13 protein-coding genes are annotated in these 17,652 nt (G+C 39.2%); 11 read left to right on the forward strand and 2 right to left on the reverse strand.

Annotated features, from left to right (window positions below; genetic code table 11):
- Nucleotides 1-9 precede the first annotated feature (9 nt).
- From K5G00_RS16595 to budA, 4 genes are all read left to right on the forward strand, one after another.
- Entirely contained in the window at nt 10-1,938 is a 1,929-nt protein-coding gene (locus K5G00_RS16595; RefSeq protein WP_238767307.1) for a SpoIIE family protein phosphatase, read from the forward strand.
- The gene (locus K5G00_RS16600) at nt 1,922-2,338 is read left to right on the forward strand and encodes an ATP-binding protein (RefSeq protein WP_238767308.1); all 417 of its coding nucleotides are present in this window, start codon (nt 1,922-1,924) and stop codon (nt 2,336-2,338) included. The genes K5G00_RS16595 and K5G00_RS16600 overlap by 17 nt, the downstream gene beginning before the upstream one ends.
- Nucleotides 2,339-2,372: 34 nt before the next feature.
- A complete protein-coding gene (locus tag K5G00_RS16605) occupies nt 2,373-2,702 on the forward strand; it encodes an STAS domain-containing protein (protein ID WP_238767309.1) in 330 nt (109 codons plus the stop codon).
- 178 nt (nt 2,703-2,880) lie between these two features.
- Nucleotides 2,881-3,678: an acetolactate decarboxylase gene (gene budA / locus K5G00_RS16610; RefSeq protein ID WP_238767310.1), complete on the forward strand. Its 798-nt coding sequence runs from the start codon at nt 2,881-2,883 to the stop codon at nt 3,676-3,678.
- A gap of 7 nt (nt 3,679-3,685) precedes the next feature.
- Here budA and K5G00_RS16615 read toward each other — a convergent pair whose 3' ends face one another.
- Both K5G00_RS16615 and K5G00_RS16620 read right to left on the reverse strand, forming a co-directional pair.
- The gene (locus tag K5G00_RS16615) at nt 3,686-7,459 is read right to left on the reverse strand and encodes a beta-galactosidase small subunit-related protein (protein WP_238767311.1); all 3,774 of its coding nucleotides are present in this window, start codon (nt 7,457-7,459) and stop codon (nt 3,686-3,688) included.
- A gap of 75 nt (nt 7,460-7,534) precedes the next feature.
- Nucleotides 7,535-8,395 (reverse strand): AraC family transcriptional regulator, encoded by an 861-nt coding sequence (locus K5G00_RS16620; RefSeq protein ID WP_238767312.1) that lies wholly within the window; start codon nt 8,393-8,395, stop codon nt 7,535-7,537.
- Between the two features lie 114 nt (nt 8,396-8,509).
- Between K5G00_RS16620 and K5G00_RS16625 the strand changes: the two genes are divergently transcribed.
- The 7 genes from K5G00_RS16625 (at nt 8,510) to K5G00_RS16655 (ending at nt 17,641) form a co-directional block, all read left to right on the forward strand.
- On the forward strand, nt 8,510-9,553 hold the full coding sequence (locus tag K5G00_RS16625; protein ID WP_238767313.1) for a uroporphyrinogen decarboxylase family protein: 1,044 nt from the start codon (nt 8,510-8,512) through the stop codon (nt 9,551-9,553).
- A 21-nt stretch (nt 9,554-9,574) separates the two neighbouring features.
- Nucleotides 9,575-10,822 (forward strand): DUF6807 domain-containing protein, encoded by a 1,248-nt coding sequence (locus K5G00_RS16630; RefSeq protein ID WP_238767314.1) that lies wholly within the window; start codon nt 9,575-9,577, stop codon nt 10,820-10,822.
- A gap of 66 nt (nt 10,823-10,888) precedes the next feature.
- Nucleotides 10,889-11,782, forward strand: a complete 894-nt coding sequence (locus K5G00_RS16635; protein WP_238767315.1) for a DUF6807 domain-containing protein — start codon at nt 10,889-10,891, stop codon at nt 11,780-11,782.
- A 102-nt stretch (nt 11,783-11,884) separates the two neighbouring features.
- Nucleotides 11,885-12,238 (forward strand): four helix bundle protein, encoded by a 354-nt coding sequence (locus tag K5G00_RS16640; RefSeq protein WP_238767316.1) that lies wholly within the window; start codon nt 11,885-11,887, stop codon nt 12,236-12,238.
- Nucleotides 12,239-12,306: 68 nt separating this feature from the next.
- Entirely contained in the window at nt 12,307-13,680 is a 1,374-nt protein-coding gene (locus K5G00_RS16645) for a Gfo/Idh/MocA family protein (RefSeq protein WP_238767317.1), read from the forward strand.
- Between the two features lie 362 nt (nt 13,681-14,042).
- Complete coding sequence (locus tag K5G00_RS16650; protein ID WP_238767318.1) at nt 14,043-14,243, forward strand: hypothetical protein; 201 nt, start codon at nt 14,043-14,045, stop codon at nt 14,241-14,243.
- A 365-nt stretch (nt 14,244-14,608) separates the two neighbouring features.
- Nucleotides 14,609-17,641 (forward strand): SusC/RagA family TonB-linked outer membrane protein, encoded by a 3,033-nt coding sequence (locus tag K5G00_RS16655; RefSeq protein ID WP_238767319.1) that lies wholly within the window; start codon nt 14,609-14,611, stop codon nt 17,639-17,641.
- The last annotated feature ends 11 nt before the right edge of the window (nt 17,642-17,652 follow it).

Genomic DNA, 17,652 nt, shown 5'->3' on the forward strand with positions numbered 1-17,652 from the left:
AAATTAAGGATGAAAAAACGCAACCTTTCAATAAAAATTATTTCACGAATTCTGATTTTCTGTATCGGATTAGGGACTATTATCTTTTCAATTTACTACTATTATACGCGCGCAGCGATACAGGAGTCAACAAGGGAAAATGCCGTTATCCTGGCGGAGAATACAATCAACCAAATAGAGGAAGTAATAGAACCTGCTGAAAAGTTACCTGAAAACCTTGCGTGGATTATTGAAACAGGGGTTATACCAAAAGATTCATTACAATATTTTCTGGCACAACTGGTCAAAAACAACCCGGCAATTTATGCCAGTGCCATTGCATTCGAGCCCCATATTTTTTCAGAAAATACACCGGCATATGCACCTTATGCATTCCGAAACGGTGCCAGAATTAATACTATCGATTTATGGTCGCCTGATTACAACTATTTCATCATGGACTGGTACCAGATTCCGGCCATACTGCAACAACCTTACTGGTCTGAACCCTACTACGATGAAGGAGGTGCCGAGGCTTTACTTTCAACCTACTCCGTGCCATTTTTTATGAGCAAAGAAGGTCAACAGGTTTTGGGTGGAATTATAACTATCGACATCTCTCTGGATTGGCTGACTGAAATCGTAAATTCAGTAAAAATATTTGATACCGGTTATGCTTTCCTCTTGTCACGAAATGGTGTTTACGTTACCCATCCCAATCATTCGCAAATAATGAATGAATCCATATTTACCCAGGCGAAAGAAATGGAGCAACCTGAAATGAGAGAAATTGGGCGTAATATGATTAAAGGTCAAAGTAACTTAACTTCCCTTAATTTGAAAGACAAGGGCAAAGTCTGGATTTATTACGCTCCCATTCAGTCTACAAAATGGTCTTTGGGTGTCGTATATCCTCACAATGAAATGTTTGAAAGCCTCCAAAACTTAAATATTATTATCCTTCTGCTTGCCTTTGCCGGACTGGGATTACTTCTCTTTTTCACAATAAAAATCATAAATCAACAAATAAGTCCGCTGGCAAAATTTGCAGATTCAGCCAGAACGATCGCTGAAGGAAACTTTAACACCCGATTACCGAATGCCGGCAATAGCAAAGAAATGAAAGAGCTGCATGATTCTTTTGAATTCATGCAAAAAGAACTCGATAACTATATTGTTAATCTAAAGGAAACTACTTCAGCAAAAGAAAAAATCGAAAGTGAGCTTCGTATAGCCAAAGAAATTCAGATGGGAATGATTCCGCGCATTTTCCCTCCCTTTCCAAACTTAAAGGAAATTGATCTTTTCGCGTCGTTGGAATCGGCCAAAGAAGTTGGTGGTGATTTGTATGATTTTTTCCTGCTGGATGAAGAACACCTGTGTTTTGCTATAGGCGATGTTTCAGGAAAAGGAATCCCGGCTTCTCTCTTTATGGCTGTTACACGAACATTGTTACGATCAGTTGCCGACAATAAAAAAAGTACAGCAGAGATTGTTGGTTCGATTAACAAAACCCTTTCATTTAACAATGAATCAAATATGTTTGTCACATTTTTCCTTGGCATATTAGAGATAACCACAGGCCGGCTGAGATTTTGTAATGCCGGGCATAATCCGCCAATTCTTATTAAGAATAAAACAGAAGCAAACTTTTTCAATATTACAAAAGGCATTCCTGTAGGTTTATTTGAAGATTTTAACTATTCGGAAGAGGTTGTTCAAATCGAAGCAGGCGACCAGTTATTTTTATACACTGACGGGCTAACGGAAGCTGAAGACAAAAACAATAAGCTCTTTGAAGACAACCATTTACTCGATATAATCAGACAATATGCCGAATCAGTTCCAAAAGAAATTATCGAAAAAGTAACAAAGGAAGTTAGCCTGCACGTAAACGGTCACATCCAATCCGATGATTTAACCATGATGAGCATAATTTATTATGGAACAAAAAAATAAACAACTCACTATTCTAAATTCGGTCGAAGAGTTACACCGTGTCGTCGAATTTCTCGATCTGCTGGAAAAAGAGTGGAATTTGGCAGAAGGATTGAAATCGTTGATAAACCTTGCGCTTGAAGAAGCGTTGAGTAATATTATTTTTTACGCTTTTGAAAAAGACTCGAAAAATAAAATTACAATTGAATTTGTCCTGAAAAAGAAAAAACTGACTATTATTATAAAAGATAAGGGAAAATATTACGATCCGACAAAAAAAAGAGATCCCGACGTCAGCCTTTCGGCAGAAGAAAGACCAGTTGGTGGGTTGGGGATTTTTCTTATCAAACAAATAATGGATGAAATAAATTACCGGCGGGATGGTGTTACAAACCAACTTTTAATGGTGAAAAAATTATAGAAAAAATATCAATCAAAATAAATTACTTTTTCAAATGGAAATTACAAGCCAAAAAACCGATGATGGAATTATAATTTTTGTAAAAGGAAGAATCGATACAACCAATTACAACGAGTTTGAGAATGCTGTCAACGATATATTCAAAGATGATGTCTCGCAAATATATCTCGACTGCAGTGCTCTCAATTACATTAGCAGTTCCGGACTTCGTGTTTTTCTGACCATTCAGAAAAAAATGATGGGTACAGGAGGTAAATTTAAATTGTTTGCCATGCAACCTTCAATTAAAGAGATTTTCGACATTTCAGGATTTAGCTCAATTTTTTCTATTTATGCTGATTTTGAGACTGCCAAACAAAATTAAAATCCCCATAAACGGGGCTCATTCAATTGAAATATGACAATAACCTTATGGGAAGTATTGATAGTGAAAATAACATGTGCTGTGTATTCTTTCTTTTATGCCCTTTGGCATGGGTCTCATTCTCATCGCACTATTTCCAAAGGAATTAGACTCCATAATTTCACAAAAAAATTTAGATATGAAACACATCTTCAAATTTAATAAAATAAGCCTGAGCATATTTTTATTTCTATTTTTCTTAAGCTGCTCAAAAGAAGAAACCAACGAGATTGACGAACAGCTTGTTGTACAAGTTTCTACCATAGATGCACTGTTGCAGGGAGTATTTGATGGCGAAACAACGCTAAATAAATTAACAAGCTGGGGAGATTTTGGGATTGGAACGTTTAATTCGCTTGACGGTGAAATGCTTTTTTATAACGGAACTTTCTATCAGATTAGAGGTGACGGAAAAATATACAAACCTTCCGGAGATACAAAGACACCTTTTTCTACAGTAACCTATTTTGCCCCGGAAGTCAATTATAGTTTAAATTCTTTTTCCTATGAAGAATTGAAGAATACAATCGACACGTTGATCGTGAGCCCCAATTTATTTTACGCGATACGGTTACAGGGAAATTTTAACTACGTAAAAACCAGAAGTGTCCCGGCGCAGCAAAAACCTTACCCTCCTTTAGTGGAAGTAACCGCAAACCAACCTGAATTTGAAATTCAGTCGGTTTCCGGAACTTTATGCGGTTATTATTGTCCGCCTTTTGTAACCGGAATTAATGTGCCGGGCTATCACCTTCACTTTATCTCGGAAGATGAAACATTTGGCGGTCATGTGCTGGAATTTGAGTTGGATGAAGGAACACTGGATCTTGATCAAATTACAAACTTTAAACTCATTCTTCCGGGCGAGGGCGAGTTTTTAAACACAGACCTTAACGAAGATCTTTCAGGCGATTTGGAAGATGTAGAAGGGAGTTAATCCTTTGTTAAAACGGCTTTATCGTTAGTTTATATCTCCCAACATGCGCCTTTACCCTGTATTTTTGCAATTGACGAATGGCTGTGCCTCCCAAACCTGAAACTTCATAATCCACATTCAAAATGGTATTGGGTGCTTCGTTTAGCTGATAAGTATACATTGCTCTGGAAAGATTATCAGTGGAATATTTGTGCAGACTAAAATTCAGTAATTCGCTCCCTTTTATTAACAAGCCGTCGCCATTTTTATTCTGAACTTTTAGCCAGCGCACATCAGTGCGATTGCCATAATCCTGCGGAATCACATACGGCGTATACATCTTATCAGCATTCGATTTATATACGGCAACCTTTGCACCCGTTTTGCGGTCGGGGTAGGTTTCAAACGGCCCACGACCATACCATTCAACCATATTGAATTCCTTGTGTAACTTAAATTGCAGGCCAATTTTAGGCACCATATCCGGCATAGGGCCGTAGGGAATAATTTCCTGTTCCAGTTGAATGGTTCCGTCGGCAAATACCGTCCAGATTTCGTTTCTTTGAAAAGCGGAGAAATAACCTCTCCCATTTAACCTTTTGTTGGCGGGCAACGAAGAATTTGAAAAAGCCTTAATTTTCACCACAACTTCTCCCCCCGGCTTTTTAATAATTTCTGTTTCATGAACTTCCGGCTCAAGATCACGCATTCCCATGCTACGCAGCTGATTGTCGATACTTCGTCCCAGCCCATCTGTCATTTTACTCCTTTCAAAGAAATAACTCCCCCAGGGGTCGATATCATTCGCCAATGGCGCCCGCCAGACATTAAAAACAGGGCCATCTTCAACATATTCTTTACCGTTAAACTGAAGAGACATTAATTTACCCGTTCTTTTATCCAACACATAGTTAAAATTACTCCCGGTGACTAGTATTTGGCTCTCATTTTCCGAAGCATTTACCTCACCTTTTTTAAATTCATTTTCAAGGTTATAAACCGGAGACGTTATATACAACTGCTCCCAGGCAATTTCATGCCCGGCTTCGGCCCATTTCGTATCTTCTTTTAACTGAAAAGAAATCGTCAGCAGGCACTCCGAGTTAATTTCAACTTTGGGTATTCTAAAATCAATGGTATCTACTTTTGATAGTTGTGCAGGAAGGTCTGTCTCAAAAAAACCATGTTGAATTGTATCACCGTTTACGGTCAATTCCCACACTCCGGCCAGTTCATTCAAATTTTTAAAGTGATGCCGGTTGGTTATCTTTAAAATTCCATTTTCAATATCAACAGATTCAATGTGAACCGGCTGCCCCGATTTTTTTATTTGGTGAATTTCGGGCTGAATCTCCCTGTTGGGCCAGATAATTCCGTAGGTACGGCCCCCCAATCCAACAGCAAAAAAATCATCTCCTTTTTTATTTTCTTCAAAATTGAGTGCTAAAACTTCGTCGGATACAGGTTCTTTCAACTGAGAAACCGGAACAGCTCTGTCAAATACCCGCACTTCATCAATCGTCATTTCCGACAACCTGCCTGAATATTCTCCCTGATCCTGTGTGTCGGCTTCTCGGCCAATACAAAGTGGGAAAGGTGTGTGGCTTATGGTTTCGCTAAAACGGGTTTCTGCTACAATGTTTTCATCAACGTATAATTTCAACGACTTGCCATCGTAAATACCGGCGATGTGATGCCAGTTTTCATAAAAATTTTCATCGACCTTTGATTTTGCTGAAATCCGTTTTCCGCTATGGATATAAAATTCGAGTGTTTCTTCATTTTCCATTCGTATACCGTACTGAAATTGCCCTTTTGCAACAAAGGTATTTGGTTGAGGAATTTTAGAAGGTTTTACCCAAAAGCCTATGGAAAGCTCATTTCCGGTAATATCAAGACTTGGGGCACGGTAAAACTCCACCCAATCATCATGTCCTGAAAAAGCTAGTCCCCAGCCATAGACGCCCTGCTCAAAAACAGGCCGTCCCATAATTTGCCCGTCATTTTTATGGTTCGATAAATCGGGTAAAATCCAACGCTGTGTTTGAATTGCCGGGCTCACCCAATCCCAAATGGCGCCCCCCGTTAACCTTGGATACTTCCAAATCCATTCCCAGTACTCATCCATTCCGCCCAAACCATTTCCGGTTGCTGCCAGGTATTCATCCATAAAAGAAGCGCGTTTATCACCTATACCCAAAACTTTCCCATCAGCAAGATTTTTATAGTCGATGGGTGCCCAGTAACGCGGCCCAACCAAATCTTCATAAGGAATATAGAACTCGTTTCCTCCGTACATCCAGGCAGGTCGGCTTGGATCAATTTTCTTACCGGTCCGAATCACCTCATTAATATTATTTCCGCTTCCTGATTCATTTCCCGCACTCCATACAATCACCGACGGATTGTTTCTGTCTCGGCACACCAGTTTTCGCGAACGGTCTTTATACATTTCGGTCCAGGCCGAATCTTTTGAAAGCTGGGTATTTGAATGTGCCTCGTCACCCACTTCATCAAAAATATATATCCCCAGCTCATTTGCCATTTCAATGTATTCCGGCGTTGGCGGATAGTGGCAGGTTCGTACACAATTGATATTGAATTGTTTCATAAAAATCAAATCTTTTCGCAAAGTCTGAAGCGGAACTGCCTGTCCGTGCAGAGGATCGTGCATGTGGCTGTTTACGCCGTTTAATTTTACCGGCACACCATTTACAGTTAAAATATGATTTTTGTATTCCACTTCACGTAATCCAATTTTTTTGGTGAAAGCTTCCAGTATTCTCCCGTTTTTAGTTTTAAGTTGAAAAAGAACGGTATACAAGTTCGGATATTCTGCCGACCATTTTTTGGGGTCAATAACCACCGTTGAAAGGGAAACTTTTTTAGAAGAATCAGCCGGAACTGAAAATTGAATAGCAGGAGCACCATCTGTCAGAATGGATCGCTGTTTGGCATCAAAAACATCAATTTCCAGCGAACAAACCGCAGAATCCTTTAACGTATTGTATATCTCAGTTTCAACATTTAGTGTTACATCTTTATAATCGTTGTCCAAATCGGTAACGATATAAAAATCGTGAATAAATGTTTTGGGCTGCGTGTACAGTTTTACATCCCTGAAAATACCTGAAAGCCGCCACATATCTTGGTTTTCCAAATACGACCCATCGGAAAAACGGATCACTTCAACAGCCAAATCATTTTCACCTTCCTTTATAAATGGAGTAATATTGTACTCGGCAGGTTCAAATCCGCCCTGATTGTAGCCTACTCGTTTTCCGTTTACCCAAACATATGAAGCCGATTTTATACCTTCAAATCGTAACATCACCTCCTTTTCTACCCAACTTGCAGGAACTGTAAATTTGCGTTTATAACAGCCAACAGGATTATAATAGTCAGGAATATGGGGAGGATCACTTTCAAAAGTGAGTCTTACATTTCTGAATTTGGGGTGGCCATATCCTTTCATTTGCCAGTTGGAAGGGACTTTTATTTCATTCCATTCTTCCACTTCAAAATCCGGTTGCCAAAAAGCTTCCGGTACCTGGTCCGGAGTTTCCACCCATTTAAACTTCCACAGCCCGTTTAACAACTGGTAGTTTTTATTGCCTGAAATATGATTTCGAAAAGCTTCTTTTTTTGATGAAAAAGGGATATGAAAAGCATGTGGTGCATTTTGTCCTTTTTCAAAAACGGCAGGATTCTCCCAATCATCGGGCAAAAAATCAATTTCCTGGGAAAAGGCAGTTATATTCAAGAAAATAAAAACAGTAAGCAAAGGACGAATTCGATTCATGATGTAGCTTTTTGGCTTTGTCTTTTTTTTGATTCTTCTAAATTAAAAACAAACATTGAAATTTAACTGACCATATCAGTTTTTATTGAACTGCCTGTAATATTCGGTAGGAGTAAATCCTGTATGTTTTTTAAATATCCGGTTAAAATTGGAGAGATTATTAAAACCAGCCTCAAAACATACTTGAGATATTGTTTGTTTATGCTCAATAATCAGTTTGCAGGCATAACTTATTCGCATGTCGTTAACATAGCCCAATAACGACTTTCCGGTTTTTTCCTTAAAAAATCTGCAAAAAGCCGAAGGGTGAAGATGTGCCATTTCAGCTACTTTCTCAAGCTTAATAGTGTGTTGGTAATTGATGTTGATATAGTGCATTACACTTGTTAGCCTATCACCGTCAATCTCAAACTTTTCCGGCTGATAAAATTCCCCTGCCAGCAACTCGTATTCGTTGGTCTCTGCTAACATTTGCAATACCTTCATTAGCTCGATAATTCGCTCAAAACCTTTTAAATCAGTAATTTCAAGTATCAAATTAGAAACCTGTGCTACTACTTTAGGTTGAAACCGTATTCCCCGGTTTGAACGTTCAAGCAAATCGGCAATCAGACGAAACTCCGGATATTTCGATATTTGGTCGTGAAAAAAATCATCAGGAAACTGAATGACAACATATTTCACTTTCTTTTGGCTGCCTACCAATTCATATGACTCATCATTTTTCCAGAAATGAGGCAGATTACTCCCAAGTAAAACCAGGTCGCCCGAGTTAAACGGTTGAATAGAATCGGCAACATAACTTGTTCCTGTGCCGTCGATCACATACAACAATTCATATTCGCTGTGAAAATGCCACGGATAGGTAAACCCTGGTTCTTCGCGCTTTTTTACTTTGATTGCTGAGCGCCCCGGAAAATCAATATGCTCGTGCATTATTTTCATCACCAATATTAACAATTTTGCAAACAAAGTACAATATATTGCTAAAAAAGTACTGTCAGACTGCTTATTATCTCCATATATTTGTAATAACTTCAACCTAAATTTATGACAAACGAACAATGGGAAATCCTACTAAAAACGGTAAACGGAAAAACACCTAAAAACCCGGTAACCGGATTTATTATAGACAGCCCCTGGTTGCCTGGATGGGCTGGAGTTTCAACAATGCAGTACTATTCATCTGAAGAAATTTGGTTTGAAACCAACAAAAAGGCTATTGAAACTTTTCCGGATATCACATTCCTTCCCGGGTTTTGGTCGGAATTTGGAATGTGTACCGAACCTTCGGCATTTGGAGCAAAACTGGTTTGGAATGAATACAACCTTCCTCACGCAGATAAGATCATCAGCAATATTTCGGAAGCCGGCAGTCTAAAAATACCTAATCCCAAAACCGATGGGCTGCTTCCTTTTGTTATTCAGCGTCTTGTGAATTGTCAAAAATCTATTCAGGATATGGGCCATGAAATAAGATTTGCCATCGTTCGCGGCCCTTTAAACATTGCCTCTTTTTTAATGGGAACCACCGAGTTTTTGATGGCCTTGATGATGGATCCGGAAAATAGTCACAAGTTGTTGGATACCATTACAAAATTCACCACAAACTGGCTGGAGTTTCAAAAAGAGAAATTTCCATCGATTGAAGGCATCCTCGTACTGGATGATATTGTGGGCTTTGTGGGCGACGAAGAATGTAAAGAGTTTGCCGTTCCGTACATCAAAAAGATCTTTCAGGCGTTTGACTCCAGGCTCAATTTTTTTCACAACGATGCACAGGGTCTGATTTCAACGCCTTATCTAACGGAAATGGGTGTACAACTTTTTAATTTCAGTTTCGAACATTCAATGAAAGAAATAAGGGAACTTGCCGGACCCGACGTGGCATTAATCGGAAACCTTCCACCTCGTGATGTTTTGGCTGAAGGAACACCGGAACAGGTAAAAAATGAAACCATAAAAATGGTTAATGACTTTGGGGATAAAAACAGGGTAATCTGGTCGTGCGGAGGAGGAATGCCTCCAAATGTCTCCACCGAGAATATTCTTATTTTTAAAGAAACGATTGAAAACGAAATACGTAACTTGTAATTTTATTCAACCAAACCAAAAATGAAAATAAAATACTATATAATCCTGATGTATGTGTTTTTATCGCTGCAAACAACTGCGCAGGAATTATTACGGTTTTCAGTTCAACCTTCTGAAAAAAGAATCAACGCCCCGGTTTCAGTACCTTTAAACGGAATCAATTACAATTCGGATGACGGAAAACTCGTATTGTATGAGATTCTGAATGGAAAAGAAGTGGAAGTTCCGTGCCAGATCGAGTTGGGATATTCAGCCCGGCTTTGGTTTCTTTTGGAGGGAACAACCGAAGCTGAGGTTAAAAAAGAATATGTTTTAAAGCTGGAAGATAAAATTCCCAAAGGGAAGTTGGGAATCGCCTTAAAAAAAGACCACAAAGATCTGCATCTTTTTAGCGGTGAGAAACCAATTCTGAATTACCGTTTTGCGACAACGTTCCCGCCGGATAGCATCGATCCGATATTTAGACGTTCTGGTTTCATTCACCCGCTATGGTCTCCCGGTGGTGAGATCTTATCACGGATACAACCGCCCGATCATTATCATCATTACGGGATTTGGGGTCCCTGGACAAAAACCAGCATCGATGGCCGCCATGTTGATTTCTGGAATTTAGGCTCCGGTGAAGGCACAGTAAAATTTACCAGTTTTCTTTCTCAAACGGAAGGAAATATTTACAGTGGCTTTCAGGTACTTCAGCAGCATATCGATTTTGGTGCCAAAGGTGAAGACCAGGTAGCTATGAATGAAATTTTGGATATAAGAGCCTGGAATCTTGGTGAAGATATTTTTATGTTCGACTATACCACGTCGTTAAACAGCCCGTTGGGAAACGGGATTCTGCTTGAGGCTTACCGCTACGGTGGTGGAATTGGTTTCCGTGCCACTGAAAAATGGCACAAGAACAACTGCACTGTACTGACTTCAGACAACAAAACCCGTTTAGATGCTGATGGCTCCTATGCCAGATGGTGTATTGTGGAAGGAGAATCGGACACCGAAGAAGGTCGTTCCGGACTATTGTTTTTAAGTCATCCTTCAAACCGCATGCACCCCGAACCCATGCGCGTTTGGCCGCTCGATGCCAATGGTGGAAGGGGCGACATGTATTTTGAGTTTGTTCCTATTCGCCACGACGACTGGAAACTGGAGCCCAAAAAAGAATACACACTAAAATACCGCGTTGTGGTTTTTGATGGAAAGATGAATGCTGAAACAGCAGAAATGTATTGGAATAGTTTTGCAAAAATACCCAAAATAAACAGTAATTAATAAATCTGTGTATATGCTTTTTCGCCACAGATTCACACATAGAATTAAACTATAAATTCAATAAGAATGAAAAAATTAATCTTACTATACCTGCTAATTGTTTCCACATTTTCCGGGACATTAGCACAACAAAAAATAACTGCTGAAAAGATTGGCGATAAAATTGAATTCCGTATAAACGGAAATTTATTTAGCAGCTACATTGTCTCAGAATTTGAAAAATACCCTTTCTTTTACCCGGTAAATGGTCCCTCAAATGCCGGTGTCACTTCGACGCGAAACGCCAATTATCCGCACCACAGTTCTTTGTTTTTTGGATGCGATAAAGTTAACGGTGGCAATTACTGGCAGGAAGGTTTGGAACGCGGGCAAATTTTATCTCTGCGCGAAGATATTATTGAAACAGGCGGTCCAAGAGCCGTAATCGAAAATGAGTGTATATGGAAGCGCCCGGGGGCTAAAGCTCCGGTTAAAGACATCAGAAAAATAACGGTAAGCGCTCCTTCTAAGGAAATGTTTCAAATTGATTTTGAAATTACAATTGAAATGCTTTTGGATGTAACCATTAGTAAAACAAACCACTCTCTGTTTAGTGTGAGGATGGATCCGGATCTGGCTGTTATCAACGGAGGAACAATGATAAATGCAGAAGGAAAAACAGGAGAAAAGAATACCTTTGGGAAAGCTTCTGCCTGGATGGATTACTACGGAGAAAGAATGGGAAAAACCGAAGGGTTGGCCATCTTGCAACACCCCTCAAACGATTGGTACCCTGCACCGTGGTTTACACGCGATTACGGATTTTTCTCACCCACTCCGATGTACTGGCCCGAAAATGATGAATTCATTTCGCTGAAAAAAGGAGAAAAAATACATTTAAAATACCGGGTGCTGGTTCATTCCGGTGACCATTTGGAGGCTGATATTGCCGGAGAGTTTGAGAGCTTTAAGGAAGAATAATACCGGTTGAGACAACAGAAGGTAGATAAGCGGTGACAGATGACTGGTAACAGTTGACCGGTGACTGATGACCGATGGTGGGTGACGAAAAAACTAAAAAAAATGAAATTCAAATTTGAAAAGCTTGTAGTTTGGCAAGATGCAATGAAATTCGGAGAACAAATAAATACTTTGACTGACAATTTCCCACCCAAAGAAATCTATAATTTGTCTTCGCAAATCAGACGAGCTGCTGATTCTGTTGCTCTGAATATTTCAGAAGGTTCTATTGGTCAATCAAATCCGGAACAAAAAAGATTTGTAGGATATTCCATTCGTTCTTTAGCTGAAGTTGTAACATGTTTGTACAAAGCAAAAATGAGAGAATATATCTCAAATGAAGAATTTCAGTCATATTACGATTTTTCATTTAAATTGATGAATATGCTAATTTCATTTAAAAACAACATAAAATAATTGACATTGAGCACTGATCATCTGTCTTCGGTCAGAAAGAAATAATTACTAAACCAAAAAATAATATCATGAAAAGAAGAAATTTTATAAAAAAAACGGCTGCAACAGCTGCCGGAACAATGATAATTCCAACGATTGTTCCGTCATCAGTTTTTGGAAAAAGCGCGCCGAGCAACAAAATAAATATTGGGCAGATTGGTTGCGGAAGAATTGCGCGTGGGCACGACATGCCGGGAGTATGGCAACACGAAGTGGCGCAAATCATGGCTGTTTCCGACCTTGACAGCAACCGGATGGCCGATGGAAAAAAATTAGTAGAAGATCATTACAATGAAAAAACCGGAAGCAACAATGCGGTTGATGTAAAAATGTATGCCGATTACAAAGAGATGCTTCTCGACAAAGACATTGATGCGGTTGTTATCAGTACACCCGACCACTGGCATTCCCAACCTGCGATTGAAGCTGCTCTGGCTGGAAAGGACATTTACCTTCAAAAACCAACTTCGTTAACTATTACTGAAGGACGGTTGTTAAGTGATATCGTACACCGCCAGGGTGTGATCTTACAGGTGGGGACCCAACAACGCTCCTCTCCTCAATTCAGAAGAGCTGCTGAGTTAGTGAGAAACGGCCGGATTGGTAAGGTTCATACTGTAAAAATCGGCCTTCCCGGCGATCCTTCCGGGCCACTTTTTGAAGAAATGCCGGTTCCGAAAAGTCTGAATTTTGATATGTGGCTGGGCTCAACACCTGAAATTCCTTACACAGAAAACCTGGTTCATCCGCAGAAAGGATACGATCGCCCGGGCTGGTTACGTCATGAAAATTATGGTGCCGGAATGATTACCGGTTGGGGACAACATCACTACGATTCAGCTGCATGGGGAATGGACACAGAGTTCACAGGTCCCATTTCAGTTGAAACAGTAGCCCAGTTTCCAAAATCGGGAAGCTGGAATGTACATGGTGATTTTATGGTAAAACACGAATATGCTAACGGGATGACGGTTTATACCAGCGGTGGTTTTCCAAACGGAATCAGGTACGAAGGTACTGATGGATGGATCTTTGTAACCCGCGGAGCATACCGGGCTACAGCAAGCGACCCTATACCGGAGGGTTCAACCAAAGCACTGGATGCAAGCAGCGAAGATATTTTACGATCGCAGATTGGCGACGATGAAATTCACCTGTATGTAAGCGAAGAACAGCATGGAAACTGGCTGGACTGTGTTCAATCGAGGAAGCAACCCATTTCACCTGTAGAAATTGGACACCGCGCCTGCACGGTTTGTTTGATTAGCCATATTGCGATGAAAATTCCAGGTGTTTTGAAATGGAATCCTGAAGCAGAAAAGTTTGTTGATAACGATGTAGCAAACTCCATGTTAAGAAGGCCGCAACGGTATCCTTACGGTACTGATTATATAATGCGATAAATTCAATTTCAGAAATTCTTAGTCAGAAAAAATAAACCATAATGCATTGAAAATACATAGGTCCATAGATTAAGAATAAAATTCAAAAGAACCATAATACTTAATTGGAAGACAGAAGTATTTTTTTCTGTCTTTTATCTTTGGATCTTATTATATCTGAAATTTTATAGAAGCTAAAGTATCTGCGACGAAATTGCAGTTTTTTTTAAGCTCTAACTAAATAATAAACTCTATTTTTCAAAAACTGTAAAAATCATAATAGCTATCCAAATGCGAGCAAAAAGAATATTTATAGGTGTTGTTCTGCCGCCCGTTTGAAATTTTTCGGAGCCAATTGTTAATTTTAAAGCTCCCTGAAAATTTTGAAGTTGATAATTAAGGTAGACAACGAACAAAACCGCGCAGGGAATGAGGTAAGAAGAATCTCACTATCAGAAATTAACTATAAAAATGATAAAAAAACATTGCAGCGGGTATCCGAGTTTAGCTTTTCTCTAATCCGGCTTTTGGGAAATTCTTCCAATACCTATGATTACCTATCTGCACCAGTCGGTGATTTTTAGTAATAAACCATCTATTGAAATAGATTATGCTTTAAACATAATCGAAAATGGTTGAATGCTGCCGTTTAAATTTGTATGTTTTCTAACACACAGGTATGCAAAAAAAGTATTATGTTTTGTTAAATCTATTCTAGATAATAATCCAGAATTTATTTACTTTTATGTGATATTTTTAATTGATGTTTTGGAAACACTTAATTTCAAAAATTCAAATAAAAAAACATAACTAAAAACTAACTTAAACAAATTTACAATGAAATACATCAAGCCTCTCTTCTACACTTAACATCTTTATAATTTGCTATTTCAAACAATTGGACAGGGGTCCTTTTGTTATTCTTTATAATTTATAAAAATCTCTATTTATGCAAAAACTATTAACTTTATTAATGGTAATTTTTGTTACCATTGGTAGTGCAATGGCACAAAAAGAAATTTCAGGAACAGTTACATCTGAGGGTGTACCCTTACCAGGTGTTACTGTTTTTGTTAAAGGAAGTACGATCGGATCCGTCACCGATGCCGACGGCAATTACAACCTTTCAGTTCCCGATAATGCAACTACTCTTGTGTTTTCTTTTATTGGAATGAAAACACAGGAAGTTGAAATTGGTAATCAATCCAATATAGGTGTTGATTTGGAGCCTGATGTCATTGGCCTTGGAGAAGTCATCGCAGTTGGATACGGTACAATGCGAAAAAGCGACCTGACAGGTTCGGTGGCCAGAGTATCGATGGAAGATAAGGCACTTCAGGCTGATCTAAACATTTTACAATCTTTATCAGGGGCATCAGCTGGGATTAACGTTCAGCAAACAGGAGCCGCCGGAGGAGAGCCTGATTTCTCAGTGAGGGGGCAAACTTCTTTATCTGCTTCTGATAGGCCTTTGATTGTACTCGATGGTATTATTTACAATGGTGACATTGCCGACATTAACGTTAGCGATGTTGAATCGATTGATATATTAAAGGATGCCAGTGCTGCTGCCGTTTACGGATCACGCTCGGCAAACGGTGTTGTTCTGATTACTACCAAATCAGGAACTACCGAAAAACCACAGGTAGAGTTTAGTATGTACTATGGTTTTCAGGATATGACCAACACTCCGATGAAGGTGATGAATGCAGAACAGTATGCCATTCGTCTTACCGATTATTACTATCAGCAAGATTTGTACACCTGGTATAAAACCAATCCGACAAGTGATGCGGGAAAACCGGTAAGGCCGGATATAACCAACCGGGAAGTTGTTGCTTCAACTCTTCGTACTCAGGAAGAAAAAGATAATTACCTTGCCGGGAACGAAATTGACTGGGTTGACGAAGTCACTCAAATTGCACCAATACAAAACTACAATTTAAGCTATTCGGGCAATACAGGGAGAACAAACTATTACGTATCTGGTTCCTATGCAAATGAGGAAGGAATACTGGTAAATGATAAATTCTCGAGATTTACAGTTCGATCAAATATAGAAAGCGATATTAATGACTGGCTTACAGTAGGATTAAATACAGCTTATTCTTATCGCGACTATTCTGGATTGTCCGCGGATCTCGATGATAATACGATTCTTGCAGACGCAAGAAATTGTAGCCCGCTGGCAAACAATCATATTGGTCAACCAGATTATGATATGTACTTAACCGGCGAAGCCTACATGCCATACCCATTGATCCATCTATATGCCGACAATAGCGATATCAGGAATAACCTGTTTATGGTGGGTAGTGCAAACATTAAAATTCCCTGGATAAAAGGATTAAGTTTTGATATTAATTACTCTAACACCAGTTACACCCGAAATAATTTTACATTCTTCCCAGTGACTCACTACGACGGAGCTGGCAATAATGGTGCTGGTAGTAAATACCATTATGAGGAAAGAAGCTGGATTCAGAACAACATACTTACCTATCTGCGCAATTTTGGCGACCACAATTTAAATGCAACTTTCCTTTACAGTCGCGAACATTCGGCTGCAAATGCCTCTACCTTGTCGGCATCAGGATTTGAAAACCAACAGCTTAGCTACAACGGACTTGGATTAGGGACGCTTTCTACTGTATCTACTTCAGCATGGGAAGAAGACGGAATATCTTACATGGGAAGAGCTAGTTACTCGTATAAAAACCGTTACTACCTTACAGGTACTATACGCCGCGATGGTTATTCAGGCTTTGGCGCAAACAATAAATTTGCAAACTTCCCATCCCTTTCTTTAGGTTGGGTTATTTCTGAAGAGGATTTTATTGGCAGCAGTTTTCCATACATGAAATTGCGTGTATCCTATGGTATAAACGGAAACCAGGGATTGGGACGCTATAAAAGTTTTTCAACAATGGAGACACTCTCATATATTTATGGTGCTGAAACAAGTATAGGTCTTTATCCAAGCGAAAGCCTGGGCAATGATGACTTAAAATGGGAAAAGACAGCATCAACCAATATTGGTGTCGATTTTGCATTTCTGAATCAAAGAATTTCCGGATCTTTGGATTTATACAATGCAAATACCACAGATGTACTTGTACAAAGGGCATTACCTGCAACCGCAGGATATGAAAACGTTTACACAAATATTGGAGGGATTAATAATAAAGGGATTGAAATCATGTTGAACACCATTAATATGGAACAAAGTGATTTTAAATGGACTTCAAATTTTACCTTTAGTTTGAACCGAAATGAAATTACAAAACTTTATGGCGATGAAAACGATGCCGATATTGGAAACGAATGGTTTGTAGGTGAATCAATTAGTGCTCAGTACGACTATAAAATGGCCGGGGGCGTCTGGACTGAAGAAGAACTCTACAGCGGGCAAATCCTCGACGATTGGTATCCCGGTCAGTTTAAATATGTTGATCAGAACGGAGATGGAGTAATTGATCCAACTAACGACAGGAAGGTAATTGGCTACGAAGATCCAAACTTCCGCTTCAGTATCAACAACTCATTATCTTACAAAAATTTCAGCTTAAACTTTCTGCTTAACTCAATATGTGGTGGAAATGGTTATTACATAATGGATAACGCTGGTGTTCTTAATACGAAGTGGAGGTCCGATGATGTATATCGTACAAACATGTCGGCAGTACGTCAATACTGGACTCCGGATAACGGAGTAAACAATGCAACTGGAATTTACAACTCACCGGCTGTGTCAAGTGGAATTTATCAAAGCAGAGGATTTATCCGGCTTCAGGATATTTCTCTGTCATATAAATTCAATGATTCGGTATTAAACCGATTGAAAATATCTAATTTACAAATGTACATTTCAGGTAAAAATTTGTATACCTGGACAAAATGGTCGGGTTGGGATCCTGAAACAGGCACCAGTAATACGCCATTAATGCGAAATATCACTGTAGGAGTAAAACTTTCGCTATAATTAGTTAAGGA

The sequence above is a fragment of the Maribellus maritimus genome (genome assembly GCF_022267315.1).
GTDB classification, from domain to species: domain Bacteria; phylum Bacteroidota; class Bacteroidia; order Bacteroidales; family Prolixibacteraceae; genus Draconibacterium; species Draconibacterium maritimum.